This is a genomic window from Streptomyces speibonae (genome assembly GCF_984686075.1).
In genome coordinates, this window is the sequence record NZ_OZ480260.1 from 3130777 (window position 1) to 3148980 (window position 18204).

19 protein-coding genes are annotated in these 18204 nt (G+C 71.4%); 8 read left to right on the forward strand and 11 right to left on the reverse strand.

Going from position 1 to position 18204, the window contains the following annotated elements; all coding sequences use genetic code 11:
* Positions 1-169 precede the first annotated feature (169 nt).
* Positions 170-1750: an acyl-CoA mutase large subunit family protein gene (locus AC5L3C_RS13875; RefSeq protein ID WP_493649271.1), complete on the reverse strand. Its 1581-nt coding sequence runs from the start codon at positions 1748-1750 to the stop codon at positions 170-172.
* A gap of 325 nt (positions 1751-2075) precedes the next feature.
* On the opposite strand from AC5L3C_RS13875, the gene AC5L3C_RS13880 reads away from it, so the two are divergent.
* Positions 2076-2933 (forward strand): L,D-transpeptidase family protein, encoded by an 858-nt coding sequence (locus tag AC5L3C_RS13880; RefSeq protein ID WP_493649272.1) that lies wholly within the window; start codon positions 2076-2078, stop codon positions 2931-2933.
* Between the two features lie 189 nt (positions 2934-3122).
* On the opposite strand, the gene AC5L3C_RS13885 is transcribed toward AC5L3C_RS13880, so the two are convergent.
* From AC5L3C_RS13885 to AC5L3C_RS13930, 10 genes are all read right to left on the reverse strand, one after another.
* Entirely contained in the window at positions 3123-4220 is a 1098-nt protein-coding gene (locus tag AC5L3C_RS13885) for a hypothetical protein (protein ID WP_493649273.1), read from the reverse strand.
* Positions 4220-4894: an RNA polymerase sigma factor gene (locus tag AC5L3C_RS13890; RefSeq protein WP_493649274.1), complete on the reverse strand. Its 675-nt coding sequence runs from the start codon at positions 4892-4894 to the stop codon at positions 4220-4222. The genes AC5L3C_RS13885 and AC5L3C_RS13890 overlap by 1 nt, the downstream gene beginning before the upstream one ends.
* Positions 4895-5421: 527 nt before the next feature.
* Positions 5422-6282 carry a hypothetical protein gene (locus tag AC5L3C_RS13895; protein ID WP_493649275.1) on the reverse strand — a complete coding sequence of 287 codons (861 nt, stop codon included), beginning with the start codon at positions 6280-6282 and terminating at the stop codon, positions 5422-5424.
* A gap of 254 nt (positions 6283-6536) precedes the next feature.
* On the reverse strand, positions 6537-7154 hold the full coding sequence (locus AC5L3C_RS13900; RefSeq protein WP_493649276.1) for an RNA polymerase sigma factor: 618 nt from the start codon (positions 7152-7154) through the stop codon (positions 6537-6539).
* 172 nt (positions 7155-7326) lie between these two features.
* Complete coding sequence (locus AC5L3C_RS13905) at positions 7327-8133, reverse strand: DUF3152 domain-containing protein (RefSeq protein ID WP_493649277.1); 807 nt, start codon at positions 8131-8133, stop codon at positions 7327-7329.
* Positions 8134-8361: 228 nt separating this feature from the next.
* Positions 8362-8700, reverse strand: a complete 339-nt coding sequence (locus tag AC5L3C_RS13910; protein WP_493649278.1) for a hypothetical protein — start codon at positions 8698-8700, stop codon at positions 8362-8364.
* A 563-nt stretch (positions 8701-9263) separates the two neighbouring features.
* Positions 9264-9659: a hypothetical protein gene (locus AC5L3C_RS13915; protein WP_185930992.1), complete on the reverse strand. Its 396-nt coding sequence runs from the start codon at positions 9657-9659 to the stop codon at positions 9264-9266.
* A 116-nt stretch (positions 9660-9775) separates the two neighbouring features.
* The gene (locus AC5L3C_RS13920; protein ID WP_493649279.1) at positions 9776-10336 is read right to left on the reverse strand and encodes a hypothetical protein; all 561 of its coding nucleotides are present in this window, start codon (positions 10334-10336) and stop codon (positions 9776-9778) included.
* A 107-nt stretch (positions 10337-10443) separates the two neighbouring features.
* A complete protein-coding gene (locus AC5L3C_RS13925) occupies positions 10444-10947 on the reverse strand; it encodes a hypothetical protein (protein WP_493653872.1) in 504 nt (167 codons plus the stop codon).
* A 108-nt stretch (positions 10948-11055) separates the two neighbouring features.
* A complete protein-coding gene (locus AC5L3C_RS13930) occupies positions 11056-12621 on the reverse strand; it encodes a beta-N-acetylhexosaminidase (protein ID WP_493653873.1) in 1566 nt (521 codons plus the stop codon).
* 197 nt (positions 12622-12818) lie between these two features.
* Between AC5L3C_RS13930 and AC5L3C_RS13935 the strand changes: the two genes are divergently transcribed.
* From AC5L3C_RS13935 to AC5L3C_RS13965, 7 genes are all read left to right on the forward strand, one after another.
* Positions 12819-13484: a 2-oxo-4-hydroxy-4-carboxy-5-ureidoimidazoline decarboxylase gene (locus AC5L3C_RS13935; RefSeq protein WP_493649280.1), complete on the forward strand. Its 666-nt coding sequence runs from the start codon at positions 12819-12821 to the stop codon at positions 13482-13484.
* A 207-nt stretch (positions 13485-13691) separates the two neighbouring features.
* Positions 13692-14072 carry a succinate dehydrogenase, cytochrome b556 subunit gene (gene sdhC, locus AC5L3C_RS13940; RefSeq protein WP_125504600.1) on the forward strand — a complete coding sequence of 127 codons (381 nt, stop codon included), beginning with the start codon at positions 13692-13694 and terminating at the stop codon, positions 14070-14072.
* A gap of 5 nt (positions 14073-14077) precedes the next feature.
* Complete coding sequence (locus tag AC5L3C_RS13945; RefSeq protein ID WP_125504601.1) at positions 14078-14563, forward strand: succinate dehydrogenase hydrophobic membrane anchor subunit; 486 nt, start codon at positions 14078-14080, stop codon at positions 14561-14563.
* Between the two features lie 19 nt (positions 14564-14582).
* On the forward strand, positions 14583-16337 hold the full coding sequence (gene sdhA / locus AC5L3C_RS13950; RefSeq protein ID WP_493649281.1) for a succinate dehydrogenase flavoprotein subunit: 1755 nt from the start codon (positions 14583-14585) through the stop codon (positions 16335-16337).
* The gene (locus AC5L3C_RS13955; RefSeq protein WP_125504603.1) at positions 16337-17116 is read left to right on the forward strand and encodes a succinate dehydrogenase iron-sulfur subunit; all 780 of its coding nucleotides are present in this window, start codon (positions 16337-16339) and stop codon (positions 17114-17116) included. The genes sdhA and AC5L3C_RS13955 overlap by 1 nt, the downstream gene beginning before the upstream one ends.
* A gap of 160 nt (positions 17117-17276) precedes the next feature.
* The gene (locus AC5L3C_RS13960; protein ID WP_493649282.1) at positions 17277-17684 is read left to right on the forward strand and encodes a hypothetical protein; all 408 of its coding nucleotides are present in this window, start codon (positions 17277-17279) and stop codon (positions 17682-17684) included.
* Entirely contained in the window at positions 17681-18184 is a 504-nt protein-coding gene (locus AC5L3C_RS13965) for a thiol-disulfide oxidoreductase DCC family protein (RefSeq protein ID WP_493649283.1), read from the forward strand. The genes AC5L3C_RS13960 and AC5L3C_RS13965 overlap by 4 nt, the downstream gene beginning before the upstream one ends.
* Positions 18185-18204 lie beyond the last annotated feature (20 nt).

Here is an 18204-nt window from a genome sequence, read left to right on the forward strand (position 1 = left end):
CTCAGCCGTCGAGAAGGGTGTCCACCGAGATCTCGGCACTCACTCCGACCGACCCCGGCACGACGACGTCCTGGCCACGCTTGAAGCGCTGGGGGGCGGGGTACGTGCCGTCGGCCGGTTCGGTGTAGAGCAGCTGCCCGCGATCACTTGGACGGAGTAACCGCCCAGGTCAGAAGGCATCCGACGGGACGTAGGTGCCCCAGACGCCGCGGAGGGCGTTGCAGACCTCGCCCACTGTGGCACGGGCCTTCAAGGCCTCCTTCATGGGGTACAGGACGTTGTCCTCGCCCTCGGCCGCCTTGCGCAGGGCGGCCAGGGCGGCGTCGACCGCCTGCTGGTCGCGCTCCGCGCGGAGCCTCGCCAGGCGTTCGGCCTGCTGGGCCTCGATCGCGGGATCCACACGCAGCGGCTCGTACGGCTCTTCCTCGTCGAGCTGGAAACGGTTGACGCCGACCACGACCCGCTCACCGGAGTCGGTCTCCTGCGCGATGCGATAAGCGCTGCGCTCGATCTCGTTCTTCTGGAAGCCGTGCTCGATGGCGCTGACCGCGCCTCCGAGGTCCTCGACCTTCCGCATCAGCTCAAGCGCCGCCGCCTCGACGTCGTCGGTCATCCTCTCGATGACATAGGAACCCGCGAACGGATCGACCGTCGCCGTCACATCCGTCTCGTACGCCAGCACCTGCTGCGTACGCAACGCCAGCCGCGCACTCTTGTCGGTGGGCAGGGCGATGGCCTCGTCGAAGCTGTTGGTGTGCAGCGACTGCGTACCACCCAGCACCGCGGCCAGGCCCTGCACGGCCACACGGACCAGGTTCACCTCCGGCTGCTGCGCCGTCAGCTGCACCCCGGCCGTCTGCGTATGGAAACGCAGCATCAGCGACTTGGGGTTCTTCGCCCCGAACTCCTCCTTCATCACCCGCGCCCAGATCCTGCGCGCCGCACGGAACTTCGCGACCTCCTCCAGGACCGTCGTCCGCGCCACGAAGAAGAACGACAGACGCGGGGCGAAGTCGTCCACATCCATCCCGGCCGCCACCGCCGTCCGCACGTACTCGATACCGTCGGCGAGGGTGAAGGCGATCTCCTGCGCGGGCGAGGCGCCCGCCTCCGCCATGTGATAGCCGGAGATCGAGATCGTGTTCCACTTCGGGATCTCCGCCCGGCAGTACTTGAAGATGTCCGCAATCAGCCGCAAGGACGGCTTCGGCGGGAAAATGTACGTACCCCGCGCGATGTACTCCTTCAGCACATCGTTCTGGATCGTGCCCGTCAGCTTGTCGGCGCTGACGCCCTGCTCCTCCGCCACCAGTTGGTACAGCAGCAGCAACAGGGCCGCCGGCGCGTTGATCGTCATCGACGTGGACACCTTGTCCAGCGGAATCCCGCCGAACAGCACCCGCATGTCGTCGATCGAGTCGATCGCCACACCCACCTTGCCGACCTCACCGCTCGCGATCGGCGCGTCGGAGTCATGACCCATCTGCGTCGGCAGATCGAACGCCACCGACAGACCCATCGTCCCGTTCGCGATCAACTGCTTGTACCGGGCATTGGACTCCGTCGCCGTACCGAAACCCGCGTACTGACGCATCGTCCACGGCCGGCCCGTGTACATCGTCGGATACACACCCCGCGTGAAGGGATACGCCCCCGGCTCGCCCAGCTTCTCGGCCGCGTCCCAGCCCGCCAGGTCCTCCGGCCCGTAGACCGGCTCGATGGGCAGTCCGGACTCAGACTCGCGCGCCATGGTGTGGTTGCCTCCCGGTGAGCGGCGTTGCTCGCCCCGTACCCGTCAGTTTCGTGGTCGCCCGTACGGGCCGACCTGCACGGACTGTAGCGGGGCGCGTGCGGCCCGGTGCAGGGGCACACGCTGGGACCTTCCTCACAACCGCCATGGGACCCCGCTCACAGCGTCCACCTCGGCGGTTGTCCGGCCGGTCACCCACCACCATGCCCCGTTGTTCGGCAACGGGCACCTCCGGGGTAGATCTGTGGTGGGATCCGAGGATCCCGGGTGCCGGGATCCGGGCACGGCCCGTGAGACGAGGGGGGCTTGGGTGCGTAGGAAGGGCATGGGGAGAAGAGGGGTGGCCGGCCTGGCGGCACTCACCGCGCTCACGGCGGGCGCGGCCGGCTGCACGGTGCAGCCCACCGGTGCGGACGGGGAGCAGCGGTCGCCCGTGCGCATAGAGGTCCCGAGCCGCACGCCGTCCCCGTCTCCGTCCCCGGCGGCGTCACGGACTCCAAAGGACGACCGGCCCTCGTCGCCCTCCGCCGCTCCGTCGACGCGGCGGCCGCCGCGCGTGCTGTGGTCCCCCGGCGACTCCGGACGGGACATACGCGAACTCCAGGCCCGGCTGCGGCAGGTCGCCTGGATCTTCCACGGGCCCACGGGGACGTACGACGAGCTGACGACGCAGGCGGTCCGGGGCTTCCAGGGCAAGCGCGGACTGCCGAAGACGGGGGTGACCGACAGCGTCACCTGGCAGCGCCTGCTCGCCATGACGCGCGAACCGGGCAAGTGGGAGCTGTACCTGATGGGCGGTCAGCCCGCCGACGAGCCCGACGCGCGCTGCATGTCCGGCCGTGTGCTGTGCATCAGCAAGTCGAGCCGCACCCTGCGCTGGATGATCGACGGGCGCACGGTGTCGACGATGCCGGTCCGCTTCGGCTCCGAGTACACCCCCACCCGTGAGGGTGTCTTCCGGGTCTACTGGAAGTCCCGGCACCATGTGTCCACGCTCTACGACTCCCCCATGCCGTACGCCATGTTCTTCAGCGGCGGCCAGGCCGTGCACTTCTCGGCCGACTTCGCCGCGCGGGGGTACGCCGGTTCCTCGCACGGCTGCGTCAACGTACGGGACGAGGCGGCGATCGCCCGGCTGTACGGGCAGGTGCGCAACGGCGACAAGGTCGTCGTGCACTGGTGAGAGATGGGGCGCGGGCGGGACCGGGGGAACGTGTCCCACCCGCGCCGGATGCACGAGCCGCAGGTACGGGGGGAACCCCGGCTCTGTGCGACGGCCGATGACCAGTCGGCTCACTCATTACTGCGTCGCGGGGTCCGGAAGTGTCACACCCGTCGGCGAAGAGATGTGATCGCTCAACAAAAGCGCAGGTCAGGGATTGTTTCCGGCGTTGTTTCCGGGTCCGTTTCCCTGGTTCTGCTTGCCGTTGTCGCCCTGACCGGAGCCATGGCCCTTGTTCTTGTCGGCGCCGTGGCCCTTGCCGTTGTTCTTCCCGTTGCCGTTGTTCTTGCCTTTGCCGTTGCCCTGGCCGTGATTCTCGCCCTGGCCCTTGGCCTTGCCGTTGTTGCCGTTGCCCTTGCCCTTGTTCTTGCCGTTGCCCTCGTCGTCGCCGTCACCGGAGCCGGAGCCTGTGGTGGTGTGCGCGTCGTCCGCCTCGTCCCCGGCGAGCGTGTCCTCGCAGTAGCCGTGGACATGGGAGGGACCGCCCGCCTCTTGCTCGAGGAGACGCCGGCGGGCGTCGTTCAGCTGCTTGCCGTCGCGCAGGTCACGGCAGGCGGAGACCGTCTGCTTCGAGCCGTGTCCGGAGCGGGCCGCCGAGTCGCCGGCGTCCGAGCCGTTCTTGCCGGACGCCCCCGGTCCGTCGGGACCGGTGTCGTCGCCGCCGTGGGCGTCCGTCCCCTTCCCGCCGTTGCCGGCGTCCTTCGACCGCCCTGCTTCGCCGCCGTCCGGCGGGGGCGAGACCAGGAGGCGTCCGGGAGGGGAAGGCGTGGCGGTGACGGAGGCCGCGGGGTCGGCGTCGGGATCGTCGGAGGGCGTCGGCAGGACGCCTGCGCCGGCCAGGGCCGCGGCGCCGCCGACCATGCCGGCGACCACCGCGGCGGCCAGTCCGAGCCGCAGGAACCGCGGCCGGCCGGGTCCGTCCGCGGTTCCGGAACGATCATCGTGTGTGGCGCCGAGACGGATCAGACCGACGTCGGCGGCTGTCTCCGCGGCCTGATGCACGGCCTGCGGGTCCGCGCCGGACTGTCCCTGGTGTTCCTCCCGCAGCTTGCGGAAGGCGGCCATCGCGGCCGCCTCACCGGGAAGTTCCTCATCGGCCGACGGGGGCGGCGCGGCGAGCGAGCGGAGAGTTCCGGCGAGACGTTCGGCCTGGTCACGGGTGGTGGGATCGGCAGATTCGGGTGGCTCTCCGTTCAGGAATCGCTCCGCGGTCCCGCGGTCCAGCCACCTGTACTGCTCGTCGGCCATCACATGTCCTTCTGCGTCCGCGTTCGCATCTGCGTCACACTCGCGGACGTCACCGTACGACGGCGTGGTTCTCTCTGGGGCGGAAGGGCGTCGAGCACCCCGGCGGATTCCGGATGGCATTCCGGATCGTCACCGAGCAGTTCGGCGAGGCGTTTCAGGCCGCGGTGGGCGGCGGTCCGTACGGCGCCGGGACGCTTGCCCAGCGTCTCGGCTGCGGACTTGGCGTCGAGGCCCACCACCACGCGCAGGACGACGGCCTCGGCCTGGTCCTGCGGCAGCCGGGAGATGAGGGAGAACGCGCCGTCGGTGGCCAGCGCCTCGATCGCCTCTCCCGCGGTGTCGGACTCGGCGGCCCGGCCGGTGAGTTCGGACTCGTCACCGCCGATCGCCGGGCGGCGGCCGCGCATGCGTATGTGGTCCAGGGCGCGGTTGCGGGCGATCCGGGCGGCCCAGCCGCGGAACCGGTCCGCGTCGCCGGTGAACCGTGCCAGGTCGCGGGCGATCTGGAGCCATGCCTCGGACGTCACGTCCTCGGCGTCGGCCTCGCCGACCAGCGTGCGGACGTAGCCCAGCAGCCGCGGGTGCACGGCGCGGTACACCGTGCGGAACGCGGTCTCGTCCCCGTCCTGTGCCGCACGCACCGCGGCGGTCAGCTCCGCGTCGTCCCCCAGCACACGCGCGCGCCCTTCTGCGCCTCAGCCGGCGCCGCTCTCGCGGCGGACCGGGTTCTCGCCGTCGTGGTTGCTCGGTCAGTGGTGATCGTCGGATCAGTGGTTGCGACCCCTGGACCGCGGGCGGTTCGTGGTCATGTGTCCGCCGCGGCCTGGCGCGAAAGGCACGTTACGGCCTGAATCCTCTCCCCGTCCATGTCCGTCCAAGATGCAACTAACCCGTGACACAGGATGGTGTGACAGAAAACGCACCCTTGGCGCTGTAGAGGGTACGGGTCGCCGCGCGGCCCGTGCCGCGCGACGGCCGGGGCCTCTCCTGTGGGGGGTGGCGGCCTCGGCCGTTGCCTCGGCGCCGACGTCCTCCGTCTCCCCCGGTAACGGCCACCACCGGGCCGACGTCACGGTTTCCGGCACCCGGGCTCAACGGGCTCCCTCCCACCACCGCTCGCATCATCGCCGACGGCGCCGCCCGCGCCGCGTCCGGCAGCGTTCTTCGGAGCGTCCCGTGGCGTATACCCGCCGGCCCGACGTCACCGGCCCCGGGCGCCGGGATCGGCGGGCCTGCCCGCCGATCCGCCCGTGGCGTTGCCGGCGGCGTCCGCGTTGTCGCCGTTGCCCGCGTTCCCCGCGCCCGGGCCGTTCCCCGCGCCCGTGCCGGAAGCGTTGCCCGGGTTGCTCCGGGCGGCGTCGTCCGGGGTGTCCGGGGAACCGTTGCCGGAGGTGTCCGGTCCGTTCTTCTCCGCGCCGCCGGCGTCTTCGCGGCGCGCCCCGTCCTGTTCCGCGCAGTACGCGTCGACGCGCGACGCGCCGCCCGCCGCCTCGACCAGCTGCTTCCAGACCGGCGCGTCCAGCGCCCTGCCGCGCCCCTCGACCCGTGCGTAGGCCCGGCAATGGGCCTCGGTGTCCCCGGCGGTGCCGGGACGGTCCGTGTTCCGGGCAGCGGAACCGGCGTCGGGGCCCGCGGACTTCGGGACGGCCGGAGCCGTGGCGCCGGACGGCGCGTGGGTGTCCTTCGGGTCCTTCGGAGGCCCGTCGGTCGAGGAACCCGCCGCGCCGATACCGGCCACCGCGACGCCGCTCAGGGTGAGGCCGGCGACCAGCGCGGAGAGCGTGGCCTTCAGCGAGTTGCTGCCGAACCGCCGCCGACGGCTCCGCCAGTCGTCGCGGCGCCGGGTGCGCGCGCCATGCGCCCCCGACTCCCGCGCGGCGACGAACGCGGCGACGGCCCGCTGCTCGGCCCCGGCGTCCACCCCGCCGCGGATCAGCGCGACCGCGAGCAGCGACTCCACATCGGCGGTACGGACGGCAGCGTGGTCCTGCGCGGGCACCGCGCCCTCAGGGTGCACACGCCGACGGCCGGCCTGCCCGCCGTCGCTCTGCCGTTCACCCATGTCCGTTCCCGTCCCTGCTCGCTCTTGCTCGGTCCACCCGGTGCACACGCCCGGCGCCACCCGGTGCACACGCCCGGCGCCACCCGCACGCCCGGCGCCACCCGTACGCGCGGGCGGGCCGCACGCCCGGACCGACGGATACGTTCCGCATGTCCGGTCCGTTCAGCGACCGGCCCGCGGGGGCCGCCGCGGACCGCCGGGTGCGGACGGCCCGGGGCGGACACCGCCGTGCCGTCCACCGTCCCGGCCCACATTCATGTCGACTCACCCAGCGTCCGCGGCGCCTCATCCGTCACACTCTCGGCGTCGAGCTGCTTCGCCAGGCGCTTCAGACCCCGGTACGCGGCCGTCCGTACCGCCCCCGGACGCTTGCCGAGGACGCGGGCGGCGGCCGGGCCGTCGAGGCCGACCACCACGCGCAGCAGCACGGCCTCGGCCTGGTCCCGCGGCAGCGCGCCGACCAGTTCGAGGGCGTACTCGGTGGACATGGCCTCCATGGCCTGCTCGTGCGTGCTCTGCGCGCCCGGCAGGTCCAGGACGTCCTGCTCGATGGCCGAGGGGCGGGGACGCACCCGCTGCCGGCGCAGGTGGTCCAGGGCCCGGTGCCGGGCGATGGTCGCCGTCCAGCCCCGGAACCCGGCCCCGTCGCCCTTGAACCTCCCCAGGTCGCGGGCGATCTCCAGCCAGGCGTCCGACATCACGTCCTCGGCGTCGTCCCCGACGAGCCCGCGCACGTACCCGAGCAGTCCGGGCTGCACGAGCCGGTAGGCCACGGCGAAGGCGGCCTCGTCCCCCTTCTGGGCCCGCGCGACGGCCGCGCCCAGTTCCCCGTCGTACGCCTGTGCGCGGCGGGGTTCCCCTCCGTGGCCCAAGAACCGTCCTCGTCCGTACCGAGCGGGTCGCGCGTCCCCCGCGCGCTTGGCGTGAGCACGTCCGTCGGCGCCCACACCCCCACGGTCATCAGCGTGCGGCGCCACGAAAGTGTCACAGCCCGCCGGACGCCTCATGGGTCACATCCGGGCCGGTCAGGCCGTTGGCCGATGGTCAGGGCACCTGCGGGCCGCCGAGGTAGGAGCCGTCCCGGCTGTAGGGCCAGGCGTTGGCGACACAGCCCTTGAGTCCCTTGATCTGCTGCATCATCGCGGGGGCCGGCTTACCGGGCCCGGGGCAGGTCTCGTGGCCGTGTCCGATGCGGTGGCCGACCTCGTGGTTGACGATGAGCGCGCGGTACTCGCCGATGGGGCCGTCGAACTGCGGTGAACCCAGCACCCAGCGCTTGAGGTTGACCACCACGTCCGTGCCGACGCTGCAGTTGACCTCACCGCGGGTCTGCAGACCGGCGGCGCCGCAGATCTGGTCGGTCGTGCCGGGCGTGGCGATCTTCACAACGAAGTCGTACGAACCGGAGCTGACGAGCTGGAAGGAGTTCGTCCCGTCCCGGGTCCAGCCCCGCTGGTCGGCCAGGACCGCCGATATCTCGTCGGCGGCCGCGCTCGCCGAGACATCGATGCCATTTTCCACCAGCACCATGTAGCGCCGTACGCGGCTGCCCTTGCCGACGACCGTGCCGTCGGCCTGCGCCGTGACGAAGGTCCCCGGTCCGGAGGCGGGGATGTCGATCTCCTCGGACGACGGCGAGGCGGACGAGGAGGGGGAGGAGGACGGGGAGGAAGAGGCGGGCGAGGACGGTGACTTGGAGGCGTCGGGGCTCTTCGGGGCCCGCGACTCCGGGGCCTCCCCGCTCTCGCCGGCGTTGCCCTCCAGCATGTCCCCGGCGGCAGCGGACGCATCGCCGGAGCCGGACCCGCGGTGGTCCTGGTAGTACGCCACGGCCACTCCCGAGGCGATCATCACCGCGCCGAAGGCCAGTGCGGCCGGTGCGGTCCGGCCCCAGCGCCGCCCCCTGGACCGCGACCGCCCCCGCTCGGACCGGCGCCCCGGCTCGCTCGCGCCGCCGTGACCTCCGTCACGTCCCGGCCCCTCGCCACTCCCCCGCCGGCCCCCGTTCGCGGGCCGCTCCCCGCGCCCGCGTCGCTCTCCACGTCCGTCACGCTTGCCCACGACGGGAATACCCCCATGTCACTGTGTTCGTTGTTCAGGCGGCGGTGGTCCGTCCGGCACGCCCGTGCGGCACCAGGTGAACGTCTGCAGGGATTCCTTCCTTCCCTCCTCTAACCGGATGTGGACCGTGCCGACCGGGTTCCGGATCCGGCCGTCCGGCATCCGCACCCCGACCGGCTGCCCGAAGTACGTGCGCTGCCCCTCGTCGAGATCCACCCACTCGCCGCCCGCGCGGCGCACGGGCACCTCACCGACGTAGGCGCCGAGCTCGAACAGCGTGCCGCGCACCCGCTCGCCGTCCGCCGCACCCTTGCGCGGCCCGTCCACCAGGGCGTCGACGACGCGCAGGCCGGCCACGGAGTGGTCCAGCGGAAGCCGGTGGCGCCCCCTCCGCCCGGTCTCTGGGGAATCCGGTCGGGTTCCCAGGAGATCAAGCGGACGCCGGACCCTGATCATCACAGGTGATGAACGTGTCGATCACCACACAGCCATGTCACGGATTCTGTACAACTTTCCATCAGTTGACACGTCCGTGAGGGACCGGCGGCATATGCACGACACCGGTGACCACCGCCGAAACGTTTCGTCAGGCCCAGGCGCCCGGTGAGTGCCACGGCACACCGTTGGCACCACCCGGTCCGGCACGCACACCGCGGCCACCGGGTCGCCGGCGAGGACCTCAGCCGCGACGGCACCAACCGCGAGGACGCGGGCGCCGCGATCCTGGTCCGGGGCACGTCCGGGCTACGGCCGCGCGGGCCTGACGTTCGGCGCGGAGGGCGGGGACACATGGGACCGCGCGGTCCTGTACCTCCCGGGCAACAGCACGGGACTCGGGTACGGCGGCACGGTGTTCCAGCCGGGACCCGGTGACGACGGCGGCCGGGGCTCCGCGCGGGGTCCCGGCCGTCGTCGTCCGGCTACCGGCGCGGTCCCCCGCCGGAGGCGTCCCGGCACAGCAGCCGCAGTGACCCGTCATGGGTGTAGCAGCGCCGGGCCTCGTCGATCGGGTCCCAGAGGCGGCCGTCGGGGGTGCGGACCCAGTGGTCGCCGCCGGAGGACCACCACTCGCCCCCGGCCTGACGGACGATCACCTCACCGGCATAAGCGCCCAGTCCGCGCAGCACCAGTTCCACGGCGGCGTACGGGGCCGACTCCTGGCGTATGTCCTCGATCATCCGGTCGACGCTCCACAGGCTGCGCGCCGAGTAGTCGAGGCGCAGCCGTGCCCCTTCGCGCATCGCCACCACCGCGTCCGCCGCCCAGCGGACCGGCTTCGTCGCGGCCGAGGGCCTGGTCTCCTGCTGTGTCGTCACAGTCGTCGCAGTCGTCACATCCTGAAGAGCGCTGCGACGAAGCGTTTCGTCACCCGGATTCCCGGGCTTTCCGCAACGGGCGCAGAACCACCCCGGGACGGTCGCACACGGGAGGCTCAGCCGTCCCGGCGGCTGCGGCGGGACACGGCCGCGCGGAGCACCCGCCGTCCCTCCGTCGACACCTCCAGCGCGCCCCGCAGCCCTGCCGGACCGTGCGCGGCCACCAGTTCCAGTACGGACATCTGGCGGCGCAGTTCGGCGGCCAGCAGCGGTGACAGACCGTCCGACTCGCCCTCCCGGCACACCTCGGCCGGGCCTCGGCCGTCGTCGGCGGCGCCGTCCAGCAGCCGGTGGATCCGCAGCGCGTCGAGGGAGCAGGCGTCGGCCCACTCCCGCAGTCCGGCGAGGGACCGCTCGGCCGGGGCGGTGGCGAGCATCCGGTGGGCGAGCGCCACGGGCTCGTCCGTGTCGCCGGGGGCCGCGTCCAGCTTGCCGCGCGCCTGCTCCAGCCGTTCGGCCCAGTCGCCGGCGGCGGCGTCCTCCGCGAGGCTCGACCACAGCGGGCGCAGCACCTCGTCGTCGCCGCCCAGCAGCGGCACGCACCGGTCCAAACAAGCCAACCCGCTCACGGCCAGTCCGCGCTCGTCCGCCTGTGCGATCAGTTCCACCAGGCTCATCCACGCCTCCCTCTGTGGGTCGTCACAGGCCCCGGACGAGGCCCTTCACGGGCGTCGTCCTCACGGAGCCCGCATCGTCCCTTACTGCGTGCGATGAGCCCGGAGTGTCACTCGGGTACCACTCCGAGCCGGTCGAGGAGCCGGAAGAAGAGGTTTTCGGCCATCTCCTCGGGTTCGGCCTTGAGGATGCCGGCCAGGTCCTCGGGGGACACGGTGTGTCCCGCCTCCTCGGCCCAGAAGACGGCGCGCTCGGCGGCGTCGGCGGGCTCGAGGAAGTAGTCGTCGACGGTGAGCCCCTCCTGCTGTCCGTCGAGATATCCGGCCATGGCGGTCCGGGCGAGGCAGGTCGTCCACGCCCCGCTCTCCGGTGACGCCGCCTCCACGACCACGCAGTCGCCGTTCATGACGTAGCCGAACAGCGCGGGCGCGCCGGTCTCCCGCGCCAGGTCGTTCATGTTCCCGATGTCGCCCTCACCCGGGTACTCCCACAGCTGCCAGCCCTCCGGCGCCGAGGTGCGCAGGGTCAGCCCCCCGGCCGCGCCGGAGAGCGCGTCGAGTTCGGCCAGCGGCCGCTCCCCGCGGCCCACGACGAAATACCCCCAGTAGCCCATGTGCTGCCGTTCCCCCTCGTCGGTTCGGATCACGAAAACACCACCACAGTCGCACGGGGGTTCGCAGGCGTATGCGGCAATCCATGACCGAAGGGGCAAGCGCGCAGGTCAGCCCAGGTCGTCGGCAAGGCCGCGGAACTCCGCCCAGGACAGTTCGGGGTCGTCGGGGTCCCACAGTTTCTGGACGGTCGCCCGCAGCGGCATGCGGATGCCGGCCGCGACCTGGTCCTGGGTCTGGGAGCGGGGCAGGTCGCCCCAGATGGCGAAGGACCCGCCGAGGATCTGGTCGTCGTACCGCTCGGGGACGGCGGTGGTGCCGCGCAGCACCAGCGGCGTCCACTGCTCGTAGATCCGCTGCCCCGTCGGATAGACGAAGGTCAGGGGCTCGCCGAGGACGTAGTAGAGGAACTCGTCGTTGTAGTTGATGACCTCGCGGCCCTCGCGCAGATACTCGGCGGGCTGCCGGGCCCCGATCTCCTTGCCCGTCCAGTAGGCGACCCGGATGTCCTTGTCGGCCCGCACCGATCCGCCGCGGAAGAAGCCGTCGTTCCAGGCGCGGGGCGTGCGGTCGTGGGCGCGGACGGTGGCGGCCCGGTCGTTGAGCCAGCCGGTCGTCAGGTCCTCGACGGTCGCGCCGGAGCCGTACTTCTCGCGCGCGGCGGCGGCCAGCTGCGGGAAGGACGCCTCGGGGTCGGAGACCACCAGGGCCTGGTACTCGTCACCGCCGAGGTGCCACTGGCCGCCGGGGAAGAGCCCGGCGTACTCGTCGAGCAGGTCGTCCACGATCTCGGCGGACTCCGGCTCGGAGATGTCGATCGCGCCGCGCACGGCGCCGCCGTTCACGTTGCGCAGTTGCAGGTCGGGGTGGGCGGCCAGGACCGCGCCGAGATGGCCGGGCGAGTCGATCTCCGGCACGACGGTGATGTGCCGGCTCGCCGCGAGGTCGACGATCCTCTCGACCTGGGCCTTGGTGAGATGCTCCGAGGAGACGATCTCGGGGTGGGACTCGGACTCGATGCGGAAGCCCTGGTCGTCGGAGAAGTGCAGACCGAGCTCGTTGAACTTCAGGTCGCCGAGTTCGCGTATCCGGTCCTCGATCCAGTCGGCGCTGTAGTGCTTGCGCGCGATGTCCAGCATCATCCCGCGCCGCTCCTTGGCCGGCTCGTCGCGCACCACGCCCTCGGGTGCGGCGCCGGCCCCGGCTATCTCCTGCTTGAGGGTGCGCGTGCCGTAGAACACGCCCGCCTCGGCCGGGGCGGTCACGGTCACCCGGCCGCCCCGCACGGTCATCGTGTACGACTCGGGACCGGCGCCGTCACCGCGGTTCAGCTCCAGCCGGAGGTCACCGTCCCGCTCGTCGTCCTTCTCGCCCGCGTACGTCAGCCCCAGCTCGTCCGCTATCAGCCGGCCCTCGTCGGCCAGCGCCGGGTCGGCCACGACCACCCGGTGCTCGCGCGCGGGACGCCAGCCGGGACCGCGCTCCGCCGTGTGCTCGCGGACGGCGGGTATGGTGCGCGGCGCCTTCGACAGGGGGTAGGAGCGGCTGGGGCTCGGGGTGGGGCTCTGCGCCGCCGTCGCCCCCGAGGGCGCGCCGTCGCCGTCGGAGGACACCCACAGGCCGATGCCCACACCGGTCCCGGCCACCAGCGCGCCCGCGGCCACGGCCGCGGCCAGCACCCGTCGCTCCCTGACCGCCCCCGCCACGGAGCGCCGCCGGTGCCGCCTGCCCTGCCGCCTGTCCTGACTGTGCTGACTCACCCCGCCAACGTACGGCCCGTTCGGGTGAAGGGCGTCGACGAACCGTTCTCAAACTCTGCCGTCCGGGTGAATCGGGGGTACCGATCGGACACGTCTCGGACTCACTCGATAACGTGACGTCAGAACTCTCACAGCATCTGCCACCGACACACACGCGACGCCCACGAGGACCCACGCTGCCTGCGCACCGTCTCCCAGACCTCCCCGGCCGAGTCGCCATACCCGGACAGTCCCGCGGCGCGCCCGGCACCCCGTCCCCGCTCGAGCGGTTCAACACCGCCCCCGCCCAGGACGCCGAGCGTGCCCTTCTGGCCTGCCTGCACAGCCCGCGCTGGGCCCTGCGCGTCGCCGGCCACCGCCCGTACCCCGACCTGGCGTCCCTCCTGGCGGCCTCGGACGAGGCGGCGTACGACCTGTCCGTCAAGGAACTGGACGAGGCCCTGGCGGCGGAATCCCTCCCCGACCTGCCCGAGGACACCTACTCCGCCGCCCACACGGCCCTGTGCGCGGCCCACTCGGCCTACGAGGCCAGATTCGGGCACGTATTCGTCATCTCCCTGGAGGGAGTCCCCCGGGACGAAGCCCTGGACCACGTCCTGACCGACATCCGGTCACGATTGGCGAACGATCCGGAGGACGAGCGGGTCATGGCAGCGGAGCAACTCCGCCGCCTGGCCAGGGAACGGCTGACCGGTCTCCTGGGGGCGCGGGGCGGTGACGATCTGCGGCTCCGCCGCGTGGGCGCGCACCAGCACGACGGCGCCGCACCCGGCTTCTGACCGCATATCCCCCCATCCCGATACCCCCCTCCCCGGCGGCCGCGGGTAGCCCGTACGCGTGCCAGTTTGATCACACCGGCAGGCCCCCTGTAAGCACCGCAGGCACTCGTCGCTACCATGCTGGGGGCCGGTGGACCGTACCCGGCCGGGCCCGACCGACAAGGAAAGCCGGCGCGGCCCCAATCCCCGCTCCCGGAGGAAATTTCCGTGCCGGCTGGAACGCTGTACCGCGGCCGGGAAGGAATGTGGTCCTGGGTGGCTCACCGAGTCACCGGCGTCCTCATCTTCTTCTTCCTGTTCGTTCACGTGCTGGACACCGCTCTCGTGCGGGTGTCCCCCGAGGCCTACGACGAGGTCGTGGCCACGTACAAGACGCCGATCGTCGCGCTGCTGGAGTACGGCCTCGTCGCCGCCGTCCTCTTCCACGCGCTCAACGGCCTGCGTGTCATCGCCGTCGACTTCTGGGTCAAGGGCGCCCGCTACCAGAAGCAGATGCTCTGGACCGTCGTCGCCATCTGGGTCGTGCTGATGCTCGGGGCGATCTACCCCGTCCTCGGCCACGCCGCTCGTGAACTGTTCGGGAGCTGACGCCCATGTCCACGACTGAAACCTCCGCCACCCCGGGCATCGGCCCCGTCGAGGGTGCCTCGCTGTACTCCGTCGACAACCCGGCGCCGGTCATCGAGCCCCCGCGCAAGCGGACCAGGAAGACCCCGAAGTCCACCCGGGGCAACTTCGAGCTGGCCGCGTGGCTGTTCATGCGCCTGTCCGGCGTCGTCCTGGTCGTCCTCGTCCTCGGCCACCTGCTGATCCAGCTGGTGCTCGACGGCGGCGTCTCCAAGATCGGCTTCGCCTTCGTGGCCGGCCGCTGGGCCTCGCCGTTCTGGCAGGTCTGGGACCTGCTGATGCTCTGGCTCGCCATGCTGCACGGCGCCAACGGCCTGCGTACGGTCATCAACGACTACGCGGAGCGGCCGAACACCCGGCTGTGGCTCAAGGGCCTGCTCTACACCGCCACGGTGTTCACCATCCTGCTGGGCACGCTGGTGATCTTCACCTTCGACCCGAACATCCGCTAGGCACGGGGCTGCGAGAACTATGAAGATCCACAAGTACGACACCGTCATCGTCGGCGCCGGTGGCGCCGGTATGCGTGCCGCCATCGAGGCGACCAAGCGCAGCCGCACCGCTGTCCTGACCAAGCTCTACCCCACCCGCTCCCACACGGGCGCCGCGCAGGGCGGCATGGCCGCCGCGCTCGCCAACGTGGAGGAGGACAACTGGGAGTGGCACACCTTCGACACGGTCAAGGGCGGTGACTACCTGGTCGACCAGGACGCCGCCGAGATCCTGGCGAAGGAGGCCATCGACTCGGTCCTCGACCTGGAGAAGATGGGTCTGCCGTTCAACCGGACCCCGAACGGCACGATCGACCAGCGCCGTTTCGGCGGCCACAGCCGCAACCACGGCGAGGCCCCGGTCCGCCGCTCCTGCTACGCGGCCGACCGCACCGGTCACATGATCCTCCAGACGCTGTACCAGAACTGCGTCAAGGAGGGCGTGGAGTTCTTCAACGAGTTCTACGTCCTGGACCAGCTGATCACCGAGGTCGACGGCGTCAAGAAGTCCGCCGGTGTGGTGGCCTACGAGCTGGCGACCGGCGAGATCCACGTCTTCCAGGCGAAGTCCGTGATCTACGCGTCCGGCGGCACCGGCAAGTTCTTCAAGGTGACGTCGAACGCGCACACGCTGACCGGTGACGGCCAAGCGGCCGTGTACCGGCGCGGGCTGCCGCTGGAGGACATGGAGTTCTTCCAGTTCCACCCGACCGGCATCTGGCGCATGGGCATCCTGCTGACGGAGGGCGCCCGCGGTGAGGGCGGCATCCTGCGCAACAAGGACGGCGAGCGCTTCATGGAGAAGTACGCGCCGGTCATGAAGGACCTCGCCTCGCGCGACGTGGTCTCGCGCTCCATCTACACGGAGATCCGCGAGGGCCGCGGCTGCGGTCCCGAGGGCGACCACGTCTACCTCGACCTCACCCACCTCCCGCCGGAGCAGCTGGACGCCAAGCTGCCCGACATCACCGAGTTCGCCCGTACCTACCTCGGCATCGAGCCCTACACGGACCCGATCCCGATCCAGCCGACCGCGCACTACGCGATGGGCGGCATCCCGACCAACGTCGAGGGCGAGGTCCTGGCGGACAACACCACCGTCGTGCCGGGTCTGTACGCGGCCGGCGAGGTGGCCTGCGTGTCGGTGCACGGCGCCAACCGCCTGGGCACCAACTCGCTGCTGGACATCAACGTGTTCGGCAAGCGGGCCGGCGTCGCGGCGGCGGAGTACGCGAGGACCGCCGACTTCGTCGACCTGCCGGAGGACCCGGAGTCGTTCGTCGTCGGGCAGATCGAGCGGCTGCGCTCGTCCACCGGCACCGAGCGGGTGGCCGAGATCCGCCGCGAGCTGCAGGACACCATGGACGCCAACGTCATGGTGTTCCGCACCGAGCAGACGATCAAGACGGCGGTCGAGAAGATCGCCGAGCTGCGCGAGCGCTACAAGAACGTCGCCATCCAGGACAAGGGCAAGCGGTTCAACACCGACCTGCTGGAGGCCGTCGAGCTGGGCAACCTGCTCGACCTGGCGGAGGTCATGGCCGTCTCGGCACTGGCCCGCAAGGAGTCCCGCGGCGGTCACTACCGCGAGGACTACCCGAACCGCGACGACGTCAACTTCATGCGCCACACGATGGCGTACCGCGAGGTCGGCGCCGACGGCACCGAGACCGTCCGTCTGGACTACAAGCCGGTCGTCCAGACCCGCTACCAGCCGATGGAGCGTAAGTACTGATGGCTACCCCCGTTCTGGACAAGAGCGACGCGGCCGGCGCGCCCGAGCCGGGCTTCGCCGACTCCCCCTACATCACCGTCACCTTCCGGATCCGCCGGTTCAACCCGGAGGTCTCGGCGGAGGCGACCTGGGAAGACTTCCAGCTGGAGATCGACCCCAAGGAGCGCGTCCTCGACGGTCTGCACAAGATCAAGTGGGATCTGGACGGCACGCTGACCTTCCGCCGTTCCTGCGCCCACGGCATCTGCGGTTCCGACGCGATGCGGATCAACGGCAAGAACCGTCTGGCGTGCAAGACGCTGATCAAGGACATCAACCCCGAAAAGCCGATCACGATCGAGGCCATCAAGGGCCTGACGGTCCTGAAGGACCTGGTCGTGGACATGGAGCCGTTCTTCCAGGCGTACCGGGACGTGATGCCCTTCCTGATCACGAAGGACACCAACGAGCCGACGCGGGAGCGCCTGCAGTCCGCCGAGGACCGCGAGCGTTTCGACGACACCACCAAGTGCATCCTGTGCGCCGCGTGCACGTCGTCCTGCCCGGTGTTCTGGAACGACGGGCAGTACTTCGGCCCGGCGGCCATCGTCAACGCGCACCGGTTCATCTTCGACTCGCGTGACGAGGCCGGCGAGCAGCGTCTGGAGATCCTCAACGACCGCGACGGCGTCTGGCGCTGCCGCACGACCTTCAACTGCACGGACGCCTGCCCGCGCGGTATCGAGGTCACCAAGGCGATCGCCGAGGTGAAGCGGGCGCTGATCACGCGCCGCTACTGAGGTACGCCGCCCCGCCTGCAAGGGCCCCGTCTCCGCCGGAGACGGGGCCCTTCGGCATGCGTGACGCAGGCCACTCCGCAGCGAGTTGAACACGTTCAAAACGTGGGTCTAGAGTCATCCGTGTCAGCGTTTTGAACGCGTTCAAGAAGGGCTGGGGGACATGGACCGCACGGTCATCGCCTACGTCATCTACCTCGTCGTCAGCATCGGGCTGACCGTCTGGGTGGCCCGCACACTGAGCAGGAACGGGCGGATCTTCCTCTCCGACGTGCTGCACGGCAACGAGAAGCTCGCCGAGGCCGTCAACCACCTCCTGGTGGTCGGCTTCTACCTGGTCAACCTCGGCTTCGTCGCGCTGTACCTGAGCGACGACGAGACGATCACCGACACCCGCGGCATCTTCGAGGCCCTGTCGACCAAGCTCGGCGTGGTGCTGCTGGTGCTCGGTGTGATGCACCTGGCCAACGTGTACGTGCTCAACAAGATCCGGCGGCGCGGGGTGATGGAGCGCGAGCAGCTGCCGCCCGTGCCCCCGCAGGGCTGGGCCGCCCCGACGGCCGGGGCGTGAGCGGCGTGACGGCCGTCCACCGGGACCGGGACGCCGTACGCGTCCCGGTCCGCCGGCTCACCGTGCTGTACGACGCCGAGTGCTCCCTGTGCTCCTTCGTCCGGGACTGGCTGGTGCGCCAGCCGCAGCTGGTGCCGCTGGAGCTGGTCCCGGCGGGGTCACCGGCGGCACGGGCCGCGTTCCCCGGTCTCGACCACGGGGCCACCCTGGAGGAGATCACCGTCGTGGCCGACGGCGGCCAGGTCTACCGGGGGGCCGCCGCCTGGATCGTCACCCTGTGGGCGCTGCGCAACCACCGGCGGCTGGCCCACCGCCTGAGCACCCCGTCCGGCGCGCGGCTCGCCAAGGGCGCCGTGCTCGCCGCCGCCCAGTGGCGCGGGGCCGCGGCCCGCCGGGGCGGGCGGGTGTACCACCGCGGCGACGGGTGGACGTACGACCCGCGCGACGGCTGGGCCCACACCCCGCCGAGCTGCGACGCCGACGGCTGTACCGCCCCGTAAAGGGGCCCGCGTCCTGGCGT

Bases quoted from the DNA above. Each gene is read 5' to 3' on its own strand.
- AC5L3C_RS13875 (WP_493649271.1), bottom strand. From the start codon at position 1,750: ATGGCGCGCGAGTCTGAGTCCGGACTGCCCATCGAGCCGGTCTACGGG.
- AC5L3C_RS13885 (WP_493649273.1), bottom strand. From the start codon at position 4,220: ATGGCCGACGAGCAGTACAGGTGGCTGGACCGCGGGACCGCGGAGCGA.
- AC5L3C_RS13920 (WP_493649279.1), bottom strand. From the start codon at position 10,336: ATGAGCCTGGTGGAACTGATCGCACAGGCGGACGAGCGCGGACTGGCC.
- AC5L3C_RS13905 (WP_493649277.1), bottom strand. From the start codon at position 8,133: ATGATCGCCTCGGGAGTGGCCGTGGCGTACTACCAGGACCACCGCGGG.
- AC5L3C_RS13955 (WP_125504603.1), top strand. From the start codon at position 16,337: ATGGCTACCCCCGTTCTGGACAAGAGCGACGCGGCCGGCGCGCCCGAG.
- AC5L3C_RS13925 (WP_493653872.1), bottom strand. From the start codon at position 10,947: ATGGGCTACTGGGGGTATTTCGTCGTGGGCCGCGGGGAGCGGCCGCTG.
- AC5L3C_RS13945 (WP_125504601.1), top strand. From the start codon at position 14,078: ATGTCCACGACTGAAACCTCCGCCACCCCGGGCATCGGCCCCGTCGAG.
- AC5L3C_RS13895 (WP_493649275.1), bottom strand. From the start codon at position 6,282: ATGGGTGAACGGCAGAGCGACGGCGGGCAGGCCGGCCGTCGGCGTGTG.
- AC5L3C_RS13960 (WP_493649282.1), top strand. From the start codon at position 17,277: ATGGACCGCACGGTCATCGCCTACGTCATCTACCTCGTCGTCAGCATC.
- sdhA (WP_493649281.1), top strand. From the start codon at position 14,583: ATGAAGATCCACAAGTACGACACCGTCATCGTCGGCGCCGGTGGCGCC.
- AC5L3C_RS13880 (WP_493649272.1), top strand. From the start codon at position 2,076: ATGGGGAGAAGAGGGGTGGCCGGCCTGGCGGCACTCACCGCGCTCACG.